This window comes from Sphingobacterium sp. UBA865 (genome assembly GCF_002295765.1).
GTDB lineage: Bacteria > Bacteroidota > Bacteroidia > Sphingobacteriales > Sphingobacteriaceae > Sphingobacterium > Sphingobacterium multivorum.
In genome coordinates this window covers 112236-127433 of the sequence record NZ_DBGB01000019.1, presented here as the reverse complement: position 1 = coordinate 127433, position 15198 = coordinate 112236, and the positions used below count along the sequence as shown (strand labels likewise).

10 protein-coding genes are annotated in these 15198 nt (G+C 39.5%); 8 read left to right on the top strand and 2 right to left on the bottom strand.

The window, feature by feature from the left end; translation table 11 throughout:
* The 6 genes from B2O97_RS10255 (at position 1) to B2O97_RS10230 (ending at position 8842) form a co-directional block, all read left to right on the top strand.
* Positions 1-627 carry a phosphoribosylanthranilate isomerase gene (locus tag B2O97_RS10255; protein WP_112373782.1) on the top strand — a complete coding sequence of 209 codons (627 nt, stop codon included), beginning with the start codon at positions 1-3 and terminating at the stop codon, positions 625-627.
* Positions 624-1808: a tryptophan synthase subunit beta gene (gene trpB, locus B2O97_RS10250; RefSeq protein WP_070562076.1), complete on the top strand. Its 1185-nt coding sequence runs from the start codon at positions 624-626 to the stop codon at positions 1806-1808. Before B2O97_RS10255 ends, trpB begins: the two co-directional genes overlap by 4 nt.
* 3 nt (positions 1809-1811) lie before the next feature.
* Positions 1812-2573, top strand: a complete 762-nt coding sequence (trpA, locus tag B2O97_RS10245; protein WP_286767353.1) for a tryptophan synthase subunit alpha — start codon at positions 1812-1814, stop codon at positions 2571-2573.
* A 184-nt stretch (positions 2574-2757) separates the two neighbouring features.
* Positions 2758-5223, top strand: a complete 2466-nt coding sequence (locus tag B2O97_RS10240) for a phosphocholine-specific phospholipase C (protein WP_286767352.1) — start codon at positions 2758-2760, stop codon at positions 5221-5223.
* 170 nt (positions 5224-5393) lie between these two features.
* Positions 5394-5993 (top strand): HYC_CC_PP family protein, encoded by a 600-nt coding sequence (locus B2O97_RS10235; RefSeq protein ID WP_286767351.1) that lies wholly within the window; start codon positions 5394-5396, stop codon positions 5991-5993.
* A gap of 263 nt (positions 5994-6256) precedes the next feature.
* Positions 6257-8842 (top strand): TonB-dependent receptor domain-containing protein, encoded by a 2586-nt coding sequence (locus B2O97_RS10230; protein ID WP_286767350.1) that lies wholly within the window; start codon positions 6257-6259, stop codon positions 8840-8842.
* A gap of 55 nt (positions 8843-8897) precedes the next feature.
* Here B2O97_RS10230 and B2O97_RS10225 read toward each other — a convergent pair whose 3' ends face one another.
* Both B2O97_RS10225 and B2O97_RS10220 read right to left on the bottom strand, forming a co-directional pair.
* Positions 8898-9476, bottom strand: coding sequence for a Maf family protein (locus tag B2O97_RS10225; protein ID WP_115047264.1), 579 nt, complete (start codon positions 9474-9476; stop codon positions 8898-8900).
* Between the two features lie 2 nt (positions 9477-9478).
* Positions 9479-9997: a KdsC family phosphatase gene (locus B2O97_RS10220; RefSeq protein WP_070562067.1), complete on the bottom strand. Its 519-nt coding sequence runs from the start codon at positions 9995-9997 to the stop codon at positions 9479-9481.
* A 944-nt stretch (positions 9998-10941) separates the two neighbouring features.
* Here B2O97_RS10220 and B2O97_RS10215 point away from each other — a divergent pair.
* The gene (locus tag B2O97_RS10215) at positions 10942-14367 is read left to right on the top strand and encodes a hybrid sensor histidine kinase/response regulator (RefSeq protein WP_286767349.1); all 3426 of its coding nucleotides are present in this window, start codon (positions 10942-10944) and stop codon (positions 14365-14367) included.
* Positions 14355-15194: a CheR family methyltransferase gene (locus B2O97_RS10210; protein WP_236560115.1), complete on the top strand. Its 840-nt coding sequence runs from the start codon at positions 14355-14357 to the stop codon at positions 15192-15194. The genes B2O97_RS10215 and B2O97_RS10210 overlap by 13 nt, the downstream gene beginning before the upstream one ends.
* The last annotated feature ends 4 nt before the right edge of the window (positions 15195-15198 follow it).

Below are 15198 nucleotides of genomic sequence, written 5' to 3'. Positions count from 1 at the left end.
ATGGCGGTCAAAGTAAAAGTTTGTGGTATGAAATATCCCGACAATATAACCGCTGTAGCTTCCTTGGGCATCGATTATATGGGATTTATATTTTATGATCAATCCAAACGTTATGTTGGTCAAAGCTCCTCCGCATACATTAAGGAGCTTGACGGTCTAAGCAAAGTCGGCGTTTTCGTCAATGCTAGCCTCTCAGCAATTCTAGATAAAATAACTGAATTCCAACTAAATGTAATTCAATTGCATGGCGATGAATCTGTCGAATTCTGTCTTGAATTGAAAGAAAAATCAGGGGTTATCATCTTGAAAGCCTTCGGAGTTGATCAAAACTTTGACTGGATACAGCTTGATCCTTACGCTAAAGTTGTGGACTACTTTTTATTTGATACCAAAAGTAGTTCCTATGGTGGTACAGGAGTACAATTTGACTGGTCCCTATTGGACCAATACAAACTTACTACCCCCTATTTTCTCAGCGGTGGTTTAGATCCCGAAAATATCAAAACAGCGCTAGAAAGAAATGATCCACGACTATATGCCCTGGATTTAAATTCAAAATTTGAAGTAGAACCCGGCTTAAAAGATATTGCGCTATTAAGCCACAGTATAAATACAATTAAAAAATGAGTATATATCAAGTCAATGAAAAAGGATATTATGGTCCCTTTGGAGGAGCCTATATCCCTGAGATGCTCTATCCAAATGTGAAAGAGCTACGTGAAGAATATCTCAAAATTATCGAAGAAGAGAGCTTTCAGGAGGAATTTAACCAACTGCTCAGCGATTATGTCGGACGTCCTTCTCCATTATATCATGCCAAGCGTCTATCTGAAAAATATGGAACTACGATTTACTTAAAACGGGAGGATCTTAACCATACCGGAGCGCATAAAATCAACAATACCATTGGCCAAATTCTATTAGCGGAACGCCTGGGCAAAAAGCGCATCATTGCGGAGACAGGCGCAGGACAGCATGGCGTAGCGACAGCGACCGTCTGTGCGCTCAAAGGTATACAATGTGCAGTGTACATGGGAGAAGTTGATATTCAACGTCAGGCTCCAAATGTAGCACGGATGAAAATGATGGGTGCCGAAGTTATTCCGGCAACATCAGGGTCCAAAACGCTAAAGGATGCTACCAATGAAGCTTTGCGAGATTGGATCAACAATCCTGTCGACACCCATTATATCATTGGGTCTGTTGTGGGACCACATCCTTATCCCGATATGGTTGCTCGCTTTCAGTCTATTATTTCTGCCGAAACGAAAAAACAGCTCTTGACAAAAACAGGAAGAGAAAATCCAGATATTGTATTGGCCTGTGTCGGTGGAGGCTCCAATGCGGCAGGTATGTTCTATCATTACCTCGATGAAGAATCGGTTCAATTGTATGCCGTAGAGGCCGCTGGCCACGGTGTTGATTCAGGCGAATCCGCTGCTACAACAGCATTAGGAAAAGAGGGAGTTTTACATGGAAGCCGATCTATACTTATGCAAACAGCGGATGGCCAGGTCATCGAACCTTACTCCATATCGGCGGGACTCGATTATCCCGGTATTGGCCCCCAACACGCTTGGTTATTCAAATCCGGTAGAGGTAACTATGTCAGCGTAACTGACGACGAAGCGATGCGTGCAGGTCTTGAGCTTACGCGATTAGAAGGTATCATACCGGCTATTGAGAGTTCTCATGCGCTGGCTTATCTGGAAAAAATACCTTTTAAAGGCGATGAGACTGTCGTTGTCTGTCTTTCTGGACGTGGTGACAAGGATCTAGATAATTATATGAAATACTTTGATTTTTAAGGCATGAATACAATTGAGAAAAAAGAAGGTACCCCCCTTTTATCGATATATTTTACAGCTGGGTATCCAACATTGGACAGCACAATCCATATTGCAAAGAAATTGGAAGATGCCGGCGCGGACTTTCTGGAAATCGGTTTCCCTTATTCCGATCCAGTGGCAGATGGACCTGTCATTCAGCACAGTTCTGAAATTGCCTTGGCAAATGGTATGACTGTAGAAAAGTTATTTAATCAGTTGAATGACCTGCGTAAGCATGTCAGTATCCCCGTATTTTTGATGGGCTACTTTAATCCTGTACTTCAATTTGGTGTGGAAAGATTCTGTGAAGCATGTAAAAATGTAGGCATTAATGGTGTCATTATACCCGACCTACCAATAGATGAATACGAAGAACTTTACAAAGAGACGTTCGAGAAAAATGGGATCGCCAATATATTCATCGTAACACCGCAGACTTCTGAAGAACGCGTCAGAAAAATAGACAGCCTTTCTAGGAGCTTTATTTATTTACTTTCTTCCAATGCAACGACGGGTAAAACACTTGATGTTGGAGACGATACAGCAGCTTACTTTAAGCGGATACATGATCTCCAATTAAAAAACCCATTGATCGTTGGCTTCGGTATCTCCGATAAACCGACCTTTCAAAAAGCAAGCAAGCATACGGCGGGTGCCATTATAGGTACTGCATTTGTAAAACGGTTAAAGGAACCGGATTATCTCGACCAAATCCCAGCATTTATCTCGTCTATCAAAGCTTAACCTACAGGCTAAAAATTAGCAAAGCATTATTTTTTTAATAAGAGTTCGATCTAAAGTCTTTTTTCTTGGATCGAACTCTTATTTTTAAGACGGTTTTTGAAAATGTATTTTTTCAAAGAGAATATCTTTGCTGCCTTAATTAACCAAGCAATAGGCGGCCCGTCAAATCTATACTGATATAACCATGGATACACGAAGAGATTTTTTAAAGAAAGCGGCTATGCTTGCTGGGGGAGCATCTCTCTCCCATGTTATTCCATCCGCTATTGCGAAGGCGATGGCTATTAATCCAGCATTGGGCAGCACCTTTTATGATGCCGAGCACGTCGTTTTATTAATGCAGGAAAACCGTTCATTTGATCATGCCTTTGGAACACTACGTGGTGTAAGAGGCTTCAATGACCCAAGAGCTATCCGTCAACCCAATCGAAATAAAGTATGGTTTCAGACGCAAAAATCCGGAGAAACATTTGCCCCCTTCCGATTGGATATCAAAGATTCAAAAGTTACCTGGATGGGCTGTCTTCCGCACAACTGGACCGATCAAACCGACGCAAGGAATAAGGGTAAAATGAACAGATGGTTGGATGTAAAACATTCTGGATTTAAAGAATTTGCCGATCTACCGTTGACTATGGGACATTATACCCGTGAAGACATTCCTTTTTACTACTCTCTGGCAGACTCTTTCACAATCTGTGACCAACACTTTTGTTCGAGCATCACCGGCACGAATCCAAACCGGCTTTATTTCTGGACGGCCAATATCCGGGAAAATCTGACAGGAAAAGCCTTAGTTTGGAATGGAGACTCCGAGTTTAGCGGGAAAGCAACATGGACCACTTTTCCTGAACGCCTTTCGGAATTAGGCGTAGACTGGAAAATCTATCAAAATGAAATTTCTTCAAGCAGTGCTGGTTATAGTGGAGAGGCAAACAGCTGGCTCGCCAATTTTGGTTGTAATCCGATGGAGTACTTCCCCCAATATCAGGTCAAATATCATCCCCGCTATCGCCAGCTCCTGACTCTAAAAAAAGAAGATCTCGAGCGCAAAATTAGCGAAACACCAGCTGCCGAAGCACTTGAAGATTTAAAGAAAAATCTCAAGCATATTCAAGAAGAATTACAGCGATATACAGCCGATAACTTTGAAAAGCTCGACGAGCGGACAAAAGATATTCATCGCCGTGCCTTTGTTAACAACAGTGCGCAGCAAGATTATATGGAATTGGAAACAATGCATTATCAAGAAGGGGGGCAACAGCGCGAGTTACAGATCCCTAAAGGAGATGTCCTGTATCAATTCCGAAAAGATGTTGAGGAGGGTAAACTTCCAACCGTATCTTGGTTAGCTCCGCCCCAGCTTTTTTCTGACCACCCCGATTCTCCTTGGTTCGGCGCATGGTATGTCAGCGAAATTATGGACATTCTCACCCAAAATCCAGAAGTTTGGAAAAAGACAATTTTTATACTTACTTATGATGAGAATGATGGGTATTTCGATCACTTTGCACCCTTTACAGCACCAAACCCTGATGATACAGAAAGTGGAAAAGTATCCGAGGGAATAAATCCTGCATTGGAATTTGTACGCCGCGATGAGCAATATTATCCTGAAAGCGGAAGAGAAAGCAATATCGGTCTTGGCTATCGTGTACCAATGATTATTGCTTCTCCGTGGACCAGAGGCGGTTGGGTCAATTCACAAGTGTTTGACCATACCTCCAGTTTACAATTCCTGGAGAAGTTTATTAATCACAAAATCAATAAAAATATAAAAGAAACCAACATCAGCACTTGGCGGCGTACTGTATGTGGAGACTTAACTTCGGCATTTAGACCCTATCATGGCGAAACCATGAACAAACCTATTGTGCTGGAGCGGGAACCTTTTATCCAAGAGATTCACCAAGCCAAGTTCAAAGGTCTTCCCATGGGGTTCAAAGCGCTTAGCGCAATGGAGATCAAACAAATAGAGCAAGACCCCGGCAGTTCACCCTATTTCCCAAAACAAGAAAAAGGGCTTCGGGATTCATGTATCCTTCCTTATGAACTTTATGTGCATGGCGAATACCAATCCAAAGGGGATTACCTGGTCACATTTGAGGCTTCAGATAAAATTTTTGGCAAACAGGCCGCAGGCGCACCATTTACAGTTTACCATGCTGCTAGCTACAAAGGAGAAGTTGGAACCTCCAGAAATTATGCGGTTGCTCCAGGAGATCATGTAACAGACCATTGGCCGCTAGATGCCTTCGACAAAAGAATGTACCACCTCGAAATCCATGGTCCAAACGGATTTTATCGGGAATTTAAAGGCGACGCGGATAATCCACATGTAAAGATCCGCTGTACGTATGAAAAAAGTAAAAATGAAGCAGCATTTACTGGCCGTTTGTCTTTCTCCTGTACAAACAATGGAAAAACAACCGAGCAACTTATTTTTGAGGATCTCAGCTATGGAAAGGAAAAAAGAAGTTTGCAACTTAAAGGTGGACAATCCATCACGATACATTTTGAATTGGCTAAACAAAACTTTTGGTACGACTTCAGCCTTACTTGCAATTGTTTTCTAAACTTCGAAGAACGATATGCAGGTCGTGTAGAGATTGGAAATGCGGGAAAAAGTGACCCTTTATTAAGCCGATAAACAACACGAATGGGAGCATCTAGAAAATGTTCCCATTCTTATAAAATCTTCCTTGAGTAGTCAAATTTAAGGGACTAAACTACATAGGCTGTTTCCCTGTAAAGTGCTCCTAAAAAACACCGAACATACTGTACTATTCCTGTATACGACGAGCCAGATGGTAAAATCCCTTGTACAATAGAATTGCCCCAACAATCAAAAAGATAGCTAGCAAATACGAGCTGACCGGATTGATAAATAATAAATTCATAACTTTGGTAAATTTTAGTTTTTCATTTGTTACTACAAGTTATAACATTTATCCAAAATATTACAAAAAAAAATTACATATTTTCTTTATTTTTGCTTCGATGAAGAAAATTGCACTATTAATCGGCCTATTTTTCTATTTGCTCGCAGCAAGTGGTGCCTCAGTGCATCTTCATTTTTGCCAAGGGGAAACACAAAGTGTATCGTTATCGGAAAGCCATAATATGGCCTGCCCTCTGTGTGCCAAGTCTGCAAAAAAACAGCAGAAACACTGTCATGAAACAGGAAGCTGTAAAGATGTTAAGATCGAAGCACAAAAGGTCGATAAATTCAGCAGAGTAACACAAAATCTTGATTTCAACCATTTTTCTCCTGCGATAATTACGCTTCATTGGATACTTAATTATTATCATTTCGCTGGGGAGGAAGACGATTTTTCTAAACTAAAGTATGCCGATTTTGCGAGTTACAATAGACAGAGCTCTCCTGTTTTTATTCTCAATCAAAATTTTAGAATTTAATATCACCTCTTTTCACTGAACGCAGTTCATTTTCTTGAATTGATCGAAGTCCACTATAGTTTTTATATCTCGCGAGAATAGCAGACTGTTATTCCCAACATTCATCTTTTCGTAGCTTATCACGGAACAAAAAAGTGGATTTTAAATCATTCAGCAAAAAAATTGTAGAACTGAAAAAAATAAATCCGTACCCCTTGCATGTGGTTGCGCGATATCATGAAGGTAAAATTAAATGCTAGTTGAAGCGAATACTCTTAATTAAAATGATGAATCAAATTTTCAAAAAAATATATACAACGACCATCCTATCCTTATTTTTTCTGGCATTTGTACAGGCACAGACCGACAGTACCCGCACACTTACAGTGGCTGGAAATTGCGCTATGTGTAAAAAACGTATTGAAACGGCCGCAAAAATGCATGGCGTAGAAACGGCCATTTGGAATGCAGGAGACAACCTATTGCAAATCAAATATAACCCCCAAAAAGTTCAGTTGGAGGCAATCAAGAAAAATATTGCTCAGGTTGGTCATGATGTTGACAACCTGGTGGCCACTGATGAAGCCTATGCTAAACTCCATGAATGCTGTATGTATCCGCGACTGGAAAATGGCAAAGTACCCGAAAAGAAAGCGGTGACAACCGATAACCATGATCATCCACATACCGTTACCGGTGTTGTTGTTGAAGAAAATGAAAAGGGGGATCTTAAACCCATCATTGGCGCCAATTTACACTGGGCCAACCTCCCAACCAAAAACACAAGGACAAACGAAAATGGTGTTTTTAAATTGGACCACAAAGAAGGGTTCAACAAATTGGTTGTAAGTTATGTTGGGATGAAATCTGACACCATCACCATCAAAGATCTTCATGAAGTCATTATGATTACAGCGAAGGGCAATGTGTTGATGGAAGTCGAGGTTAAAGGAACACGACGCTCAAATTATATTGACCGTATGACACCTGCACGACTAGAAGTTCTTACCGGAAAAGAGTTATTCAAAGCCGCTTGCTGTGATTTAAGCGAAAGCTTTGAAACCAACGCCTCCGTCGATGTCGTCAGTGCTGATGCAGTAACAGGCAGTAAACAGATTCAAATGCTAGGCCTTAGCGGTATTTATACCCAATTAACCGTTGAAAATTTACCTGGGCCACGTGGGCTCGCTTCTCCTTTAGGTTTAAATTCTATTGCAGGGACATGGATTGAATCAATTCAAATTGCGAAAGGTATCGGTTCCGTAGCCAACGGTTTCGAAAACATGGCCGGACAGATCAATGTCGAATTGAAGAAACCTCAAAATTCAGAAAAATTGTTTTTTAATGCCTATGCAAACAACATGGGACGTACAGATGTCAACTTAAATCTTTCACAAAAAATTGGTCAGCATTGGTCCACTGCAGTGCTCCTGCATGACAATTTCATGTACAATAAATCCATGAACTTTAGTCACAACGGTTTTAGAGATATACCCGTTGGCAATCTATTCTCTGGTGTCAACCGCTGGTTTTATGAAAATGGAAAAGGGCTTATGGTACAATTTGGGGTTAAATATCTCAATGACGACCGTACAGGCGGACAGATTGATTTTAACAAAAAGACAGATAAAGGTACGACAAATCGCTATGGTTTGGGATTTGATATCGAACGCGTAGAAGGTTTTGCTAAAATTGGTTATGTGTTCCCCGAAAATAAGCACCGCAGCATAGGTCTCCAGCTTACAGGATCAAACTACAATCAAAAAAGCTATTTTGGGCTCAATAACTACGATTCGGAGCAACAAAATGGATATGCTAATCTCTTATTTCAAGATATTATCGGGACAGTCGCCCACAAGTATCGCGTTGGTGCCTCCATTAATTATGACAATTACAATGAGTGGTATTTAAAAGATCAAAACTTCAAAAGGAAAGAAGTGGTTTCGGGAGCATTTGCAGAATATACCTATAGTCCATCAGAAAAATTTGATGCCATTATTGGTCTTCGCCAAGACTACAACTCCCTGTATGGATGGTTTACAACACCACGCATCCATTTACGTTATGCCCCGCTTTCGGGAACAACAGTTCGAGCTAGCTCAGGAAGAGGTCAACGTACTGCAAATATATTTGCGGAGAACACGGCAGTATTGGCTAGTAGCAGAAAATTGGTTATCCAATCGCCTAATATATACGATAAGGCTTATGGCCTACAACCTGAAGTCTCCTGGAATAGCGGAATAGCGATAGACCAAAGTATGCGGATCTTCGGACGTGAGGCTTCGGCATCAGTTGAATTTTTCCATAACAGCTTCTCTAATCAGGTCGTGGTCGATTACGAAAATCCCCGAGAGATCAATTTTTATAATTTGAATGGAAAATCTTTCTCCAATAGTTTGCAAACAGAATTTCGCTTGATGCCAGCACCACATTTTGAAACGAGGTTGGCCTATCGCTTACTTGATGTTCAAACTGATTTTGAAAGTGGCAGAAAGACCAAACCGCTATTGGCCAAACACCGTGGTTTTGTCAACCTGGCATATAATCACCATTCTGGCTGGAGTGTAGATTATACATTGAATGTCGTTGGACAAAAACGCATTCCATCAACAGCAGAGAACCCCGTTGAATATCAAATGCCTACAGCATCAAAGGCTTATGCGACAATGAATGCGCAGATTAGCAAAACTTTTGGGAAAGAGAAAAACTTCACCGTGTATGTGGGCGGAGAAAATCTGTCTAATTATTTCCAAAATATGCCAATCCTTGCCGCGGATCAACCCTTTGGAAACTATTTTGATACGTCAATGCTTTGGGGTCCTTTAACAGGACGCATGTTCTACACCGGCGTTCGTTATTTCATCAAATAACAGGTAAGCTAAAAAAAATCAAAGAGTAATAAAAAAGCGGCAAAAGCCGCTTTTTTTATATTAACTTTTTCAATTCTTGATAAAGCTTTGCCGTGGGTAATCCGACCACATTATTGTATTCCCCTTCTATCTTTTTTATGGCGATTAAGCCGATCCATTCCTGTATTCCATAAGAACCTGCTTTATCTAGTGGCGAAAATTGAGTAACATAATGATCGATTTCATCCAGCTCTAGTTCGTAAAAATAAACAGTTGTAGTCTCGACAAAAGTGCTCATCTTACCCTCCCATGAGATCGCTACAGCAGTAAGCACCACATGTTTCTGACCAGACAAGTTTGTTAGCGTTTCTCTGGCTTCCTGTTCATCTTTGGGCTTACCTAAGATTTCGCCCTTATCCGATACCACAATAGTATCGGCACAGATAACCAAACAATCTTTTTTATCCGCAAATGCTTCCGCTTTACAAATAGCAATTTGACGAACGACCTCAGCTGCAGACAAATTCGGATCCACATATTCTGCCGTTTCCCGTACGTCGACTTCAAATGTCAGTCCAAGCCCTGCTAACAGCTGCTTTCTCCGTGGAGACTGAGACCCTAATATAATTGTTCTATTTTTTAGATTTTTCAACATCCCTATATGCTTTTTACCGTTTCATCCTCATACCAGTTGCCTTGTACTTTCATTACCTTTTCGATCAATTCACGTACAACTCCCTTTCCGCCACAAAAACCAGACACATAATGTGAAATTTTCTTGATCTCTTCTACTGCATCTGCCGGAGAAACAGCTATCCCAACGGACTTCATGCAGCTAAGATCAGGGATATCGTCGCCGATGTACATCAATTGATTTAATTCAAGCTTGTAATCACAAGCAAGTTCTTTCATTTTAGAAAGCTTGTCCGTAACTTTTGAATAGACTTCTTTGATCCCCAAACCTTTCATCCGCTGCTCGACGCCCTTCGAACCTCCACCTGTGATAATAAAAATCGGATAACCTTTCTTGATCGCCAACTGCATGGCATAGCCATCTTTTATATGAAATGTACGTAACTGATGCCCTTCTTCATTAACTTGCACAGTACCATCAGTCAGCACACCATCTACATCCAATACAAATGCTTTTATCGATTTAAATTCAGTCAATACCATAAATATATTTTTTGTAAAAGTAAGGCATTTCGAGTAATAATTCGCGAAGCGATACTGATCTAATTGACAACACTGTCAGATAATTATTCAGATAAGCCAAAATATCATTTGTGTGTCACAACATAGTTGTATTAGCAACTTATTCTTAAAAATATTTGGATGCTACGGTATATTTACCGTACCTTTGTAGAAGATAATTAAAGGTTATCTCGCTATGAAACACTAACAGCAAGCAATCAGAAGAGTTATTGACTTGAAGCTTGCATAAGATTAAAAAAACAATCATTTTTAGTTTTCACGGCACAACACGGCAACTAATTTAGTTTAGAAGCCCTTAAAGAGTCTTTTCATAATTTAGGTTTATAATTGGTTAGTAACGAACCCTGGTGCCCATCATCAGGGTTTTGTTTTTATAAGTATTTTTTCTTCTTCTATTTCATAGATTCTAATATTTGATGATTACCATAATATCTTATTATCAATCGAAATAACAATCGGTCTGACAGATCTTCATATCACCTTAAAGCTTACTACAGTTTTCCATCTATTATTAAACAGTGATCAGTCACTCAATATTCAGTTCATACTGAGTAATCACTGAACAAGCACTGAACAATCACTGAACAATCACTGAACAATCACTGAACGAGCACTGAACAAATACTGTTAGAATATCAAACCTGATCACTACTTGCCCCCAATTTGCTGCGACTAAGAATGAAAAGACAAAAAATGGTCTAAGTTACGCTTATGCAACAAAAAGTCGATGTTGTGCGCAAATAGATTGGTGGGATCCTTGACGGGCTGTACAGGTTTGTTTCTATGCTGACTTTTGATTATTTTAGGAATAGCAAGTTTTTTTGTTATTTTACATATATCTTTTTCCCCAGGTACCATCGAAACACAATACCTACAGAAAAGTAAAACGATAAACTCATTCTCACATGGATCGAAAAAATTATAGAAAGCAAATTACCATTGGAGTGATCATTTCTTTTTCGCTTATCTTCCTTTCAGCCCTATATTTTTTCATATCGCTGCATCATAACTTAAATAACGAGCGAAGTATTGTTCGTGTCGCCGAAAATAGATTCAATATCATTAATGAAATCAAATCAAGTGTAGACGAGGTAAATGACATCAAACTTGATTACGTGAATAAGAAAGACGCTTCACTATTTATTCCTTATAAAATGGAATTAAAAAAAATGGATGAACTGTTACGATCTTTAAGTCTAAAAGATGATTTCTATCATGTTCAGCCAAACAGCACTGAAAACATCCGAAAGGATATTGTTGCATTTTACGACTTTGAGCAGGATATTGACAACACGAAGGAAACACAATCCATATCCCATAATATTCACGAGCGAAAAGCCGCGATATTAAATCAGATCGATCTCATGTCGAGAGACTTATTGGATCAACGGGCAAGACTCTTAGAAAGATCTAGAAATGAACTACAACTGGCCCAGTACATTACTTACCTTTTTATCGCTATTGGCTTAAGTGGATTTTTCTATATTCTCGCCAAAATTTCCTCGATCTCTAGATTTCTGAGGTCTACAGTGAAAAGTCAGCAAGAATCCAATAACCGCCTCCAACTATTGCAAGACCAGACCAACAGTGATAACTGGATTTTGAATGCTATAAATGGCATCGACGAACAATTACGCGGTGACTATACAGACAAGAAAATTGCCGAAATAAGCCTACATGCTATTGCTTCCACGACAAAAGCATTAGGTGGGACTATTTATATTTTCGATGACAACTATCAGGAGTATCAGCTTTGCCACAAAATTGGCATTTCCTCCACACAGTTTATCAAACGAACGTTTAAGGAAAACGATGGTATTTTGGGCGAAGTCGCAAACAATCATGAAGTCGTTAAAATAAAGGACGTCGACCACAAGCATCTTATCTTAGAAACCTCATTATCCGACCGCTTAGAAACTGAGATTTATATTGTACCCTTCTCTTATGAAAACCAGTGTGTCGGTATCATGGAAATTTGTTGCCCAATTATTAATGCGAAGGACGAGCAACTGCGATTTAACTTCTTGGATAAAGCAAAAGATAACATTGCCGTTGTCATAAAAGTAGCCCAAACGCATGGAAAGCTTGCTGATCTTTATGAGGAACTTCAACAACAAACAGAGGAATTAGAGACTCAACAGGAGGAATTGAGAACAACCAATGAGGAGTTAATCCATAAGACACATTTGTTGGAGGCTTCTGAGGAAGAGCTTAGAGTACAGCAGGAAGAGCTTATCCAAACCAATAATGAGCTGGACGAGAAGGCCAAATTGCTCTTTGCACAAAATGAAGATCTGGAAAAAGCCCGTCAGGCCATAGCTCAAAAAATAGAGGAAGTAGAGCTGTCGAGCAAATATAAATCTGAATTTATGGCCAATATGAGCCATGAATTGCGGACACCACTCAATAGTATTCTCATTCTTGCCAAATTACTTCAGGATAACAAAAAGAAAAACCTCAGTGAAGACCAAATAAAGTATGCTTCTATTATTCATAGTGCCGGCTCAGATCTCCTACATTTAATTAACGAATTGTTGGATCTGGCAAAAATTGAATCGGGGAAGGTTGAAGTCCAAAAAGAACGTATCAACACGTACGACCTTGTCAATTATATTAAAGATTTTTTCAGCGATACCGCAGCGTCGAAAGATATTCACTTCTTACTCGATGTCAATGTAAATGCACCGCAGGAATTCATTGGTGATGAACATCGTATACAACAAGTCCTCAAGAATTTATTATCGAATGCGTTCAAGTTTACAAGTGAAAAAGGCGAAGTTTCTTTAGGAATAATAGCTGAAGCAGAAAATCTTCTTTTTACGGTCAAAGATAACGGGATCGGGATCGCCCCTGAAAAACAAGAGCTTATCTTTGATGCTTTTAAACAGGAAGATGGCTCAACGAGCCGTAAATATGGTGGCACAGGTTTAGGCTTATCGATATGCCGCGAAATTGCTAGCTTATTAAAAGGGAAAATAATCTTATCCAGTAAGGTTGGTGAAGGTAGTATTTTCACCTTCAGTATCCCGCTAGAACAAGAAATTCAGGTTCCGAAAGTACCATCTATCGAAAAAGAAAGTAATCCGCCAACACAAATTCCGAAGGAAAATCCTATAGTCGAAAAAACAAAGTCAATCGACAACGATGGAAAACACAATAAACTGCTGATTATTGAAGACGATTTCATTTTTGCAGATATTCTAAAAGACTACGCCGAACAAAACGGCTACGATGTATACATCAGCTATGATGGGCAAGATGGGCTACAAAAAGCACAGAATTTACGCCCTGCCGCGATTATCCTAGATATTATGTTGCCTAAAATGGACGGCTGGGAAGTTCTTCGTAACCTCAAAAAAATCGACAGCACCAAGGAGATTCCTGTGCACATGATGTCGGCAGGAACATTTTTACATGACGAACCTATTTCTGCCGGGGCCATCGGGTTTATGGCTAAACCTGTGTCAGAAGAATCTTTGGCTGAAACATTCTTAAAAATAAAAGCATCGACTAGTCATCCACTGAAAAAAATTCTGCTGGTGGAAGATCAGGAAATCCAAAGCGATTTTATCAAACAATCTTTGGAAGAACAGCACATTCAGATATTTCAGGCCTTCAATGCGAGACAGGCTTTCGATTTATTAGATCAAGAGAAATTGTTTGACTGCATCATTATGGACCTAAACCTTCCTGACAAATCGGGCATTGAACTCCTGAATGAAATCAAATCGAACGATCAATTTAGGGATTTACCTATTATCATCAATACGGCAATGGAACTCACGACAGAGCAGACTTCCGAAATTTTGCATCACAGCCAAGCGATGGTCCTTAAGTCAGCGAAATCAAATAATCGCCTGATCGATGAAGTTAATTTATTCTTAAATAAAATCCGCAGCAATAAGCGCGAATACAATATGTTCAATCACGCCGGAGCTTCTGTCATTGCTGAAAACAATTTAGCTTCCAAAACAGTACTACTAGCAGATGACGATATGCGAAATATATTTGCCCTTAGCACGGCGTTTGAAAGCTATGATATGAACATTGAAATTGCCAATAATGGTCAGGAGGCATTAGATATTCTTGAACGAAATGAACAGATTGACCTTGTCTTAATGGATATCATGATGCCCGTGATGGATGGTTATGAAGCTATTGAAAAAATAAGGGCAAACAAGAAATTTGCAAACCTTCCAATTATTGCTGTGACAGCGAAAGCCATGAAAGGTGATCGGGAAAAAACAATTGCTGTTGGTGCAAACGATTATATTAGTAAACCGGTTGATGTTGACAAATTAATATCCCTAATGCGCGTATGGCTGAGTTAACTGATAAAATAGTAGCAATGATCAATTTTGAAGAGTTAGAAGAAGTTATTGATATAGTCAAAAATCTCCACGGATATGATGTGTCCGGCTATACAAGAGCTTCTTTAAAAAGACGTGTGACTAGAATAATGGAACTTAACAAGCTCAATCTACAGGAGCTAAAGTCCAATTTGATCAATCAGCCCGGATTCAGCACCTATTTCCTACAGGAAATTACAGTCAATGTGACTGAAATGTTTAGGGATCCCGATTTTTATAAAGCTGTAAAAACGGATGTATTTCCCTATCTCGCAACTTATCCACATATCAAACTCTGGAGTGCAGGTTGTTCGACTGGCGAAGAAGTCTATTCGCTAGCCATCTTATTAGAAGAAGCAAATCTTTACCAACGGGCGTTTATCTATGGCACCGATATCAATGGCAAAGTGTTAGAAAAGGCAAAACGCGGTATTTATTCGCTTACGAAAGTTAAGGAATACTCGGAAAATTTTATTAAGACGGAACCGAAAAACTCATTGTCAGATTATTATACAGCGATGTACAACGCCGCTACCATTAATAATAGTCTTAAAAAAAATGTCCTTTTCTCCATACATAGTTTGGTATCCGATGGCGTTTTTAATGAATTTCAACTGATTACCTGCCGTAATGTATTGATCTATTTTGATACTGAATTGCAAAATAAAGTCCTGGATTTATTCTATCATTCACTTTGCCATCTGGGCTTCTTATGTTTGGGAGCAAAAGAATCTTTAATCAACTATAAAGATGCTGCTAAATTTAAGATCGTAAACAAAAAACAGAATATTTACCAAAAAATTGGGTAGTAGG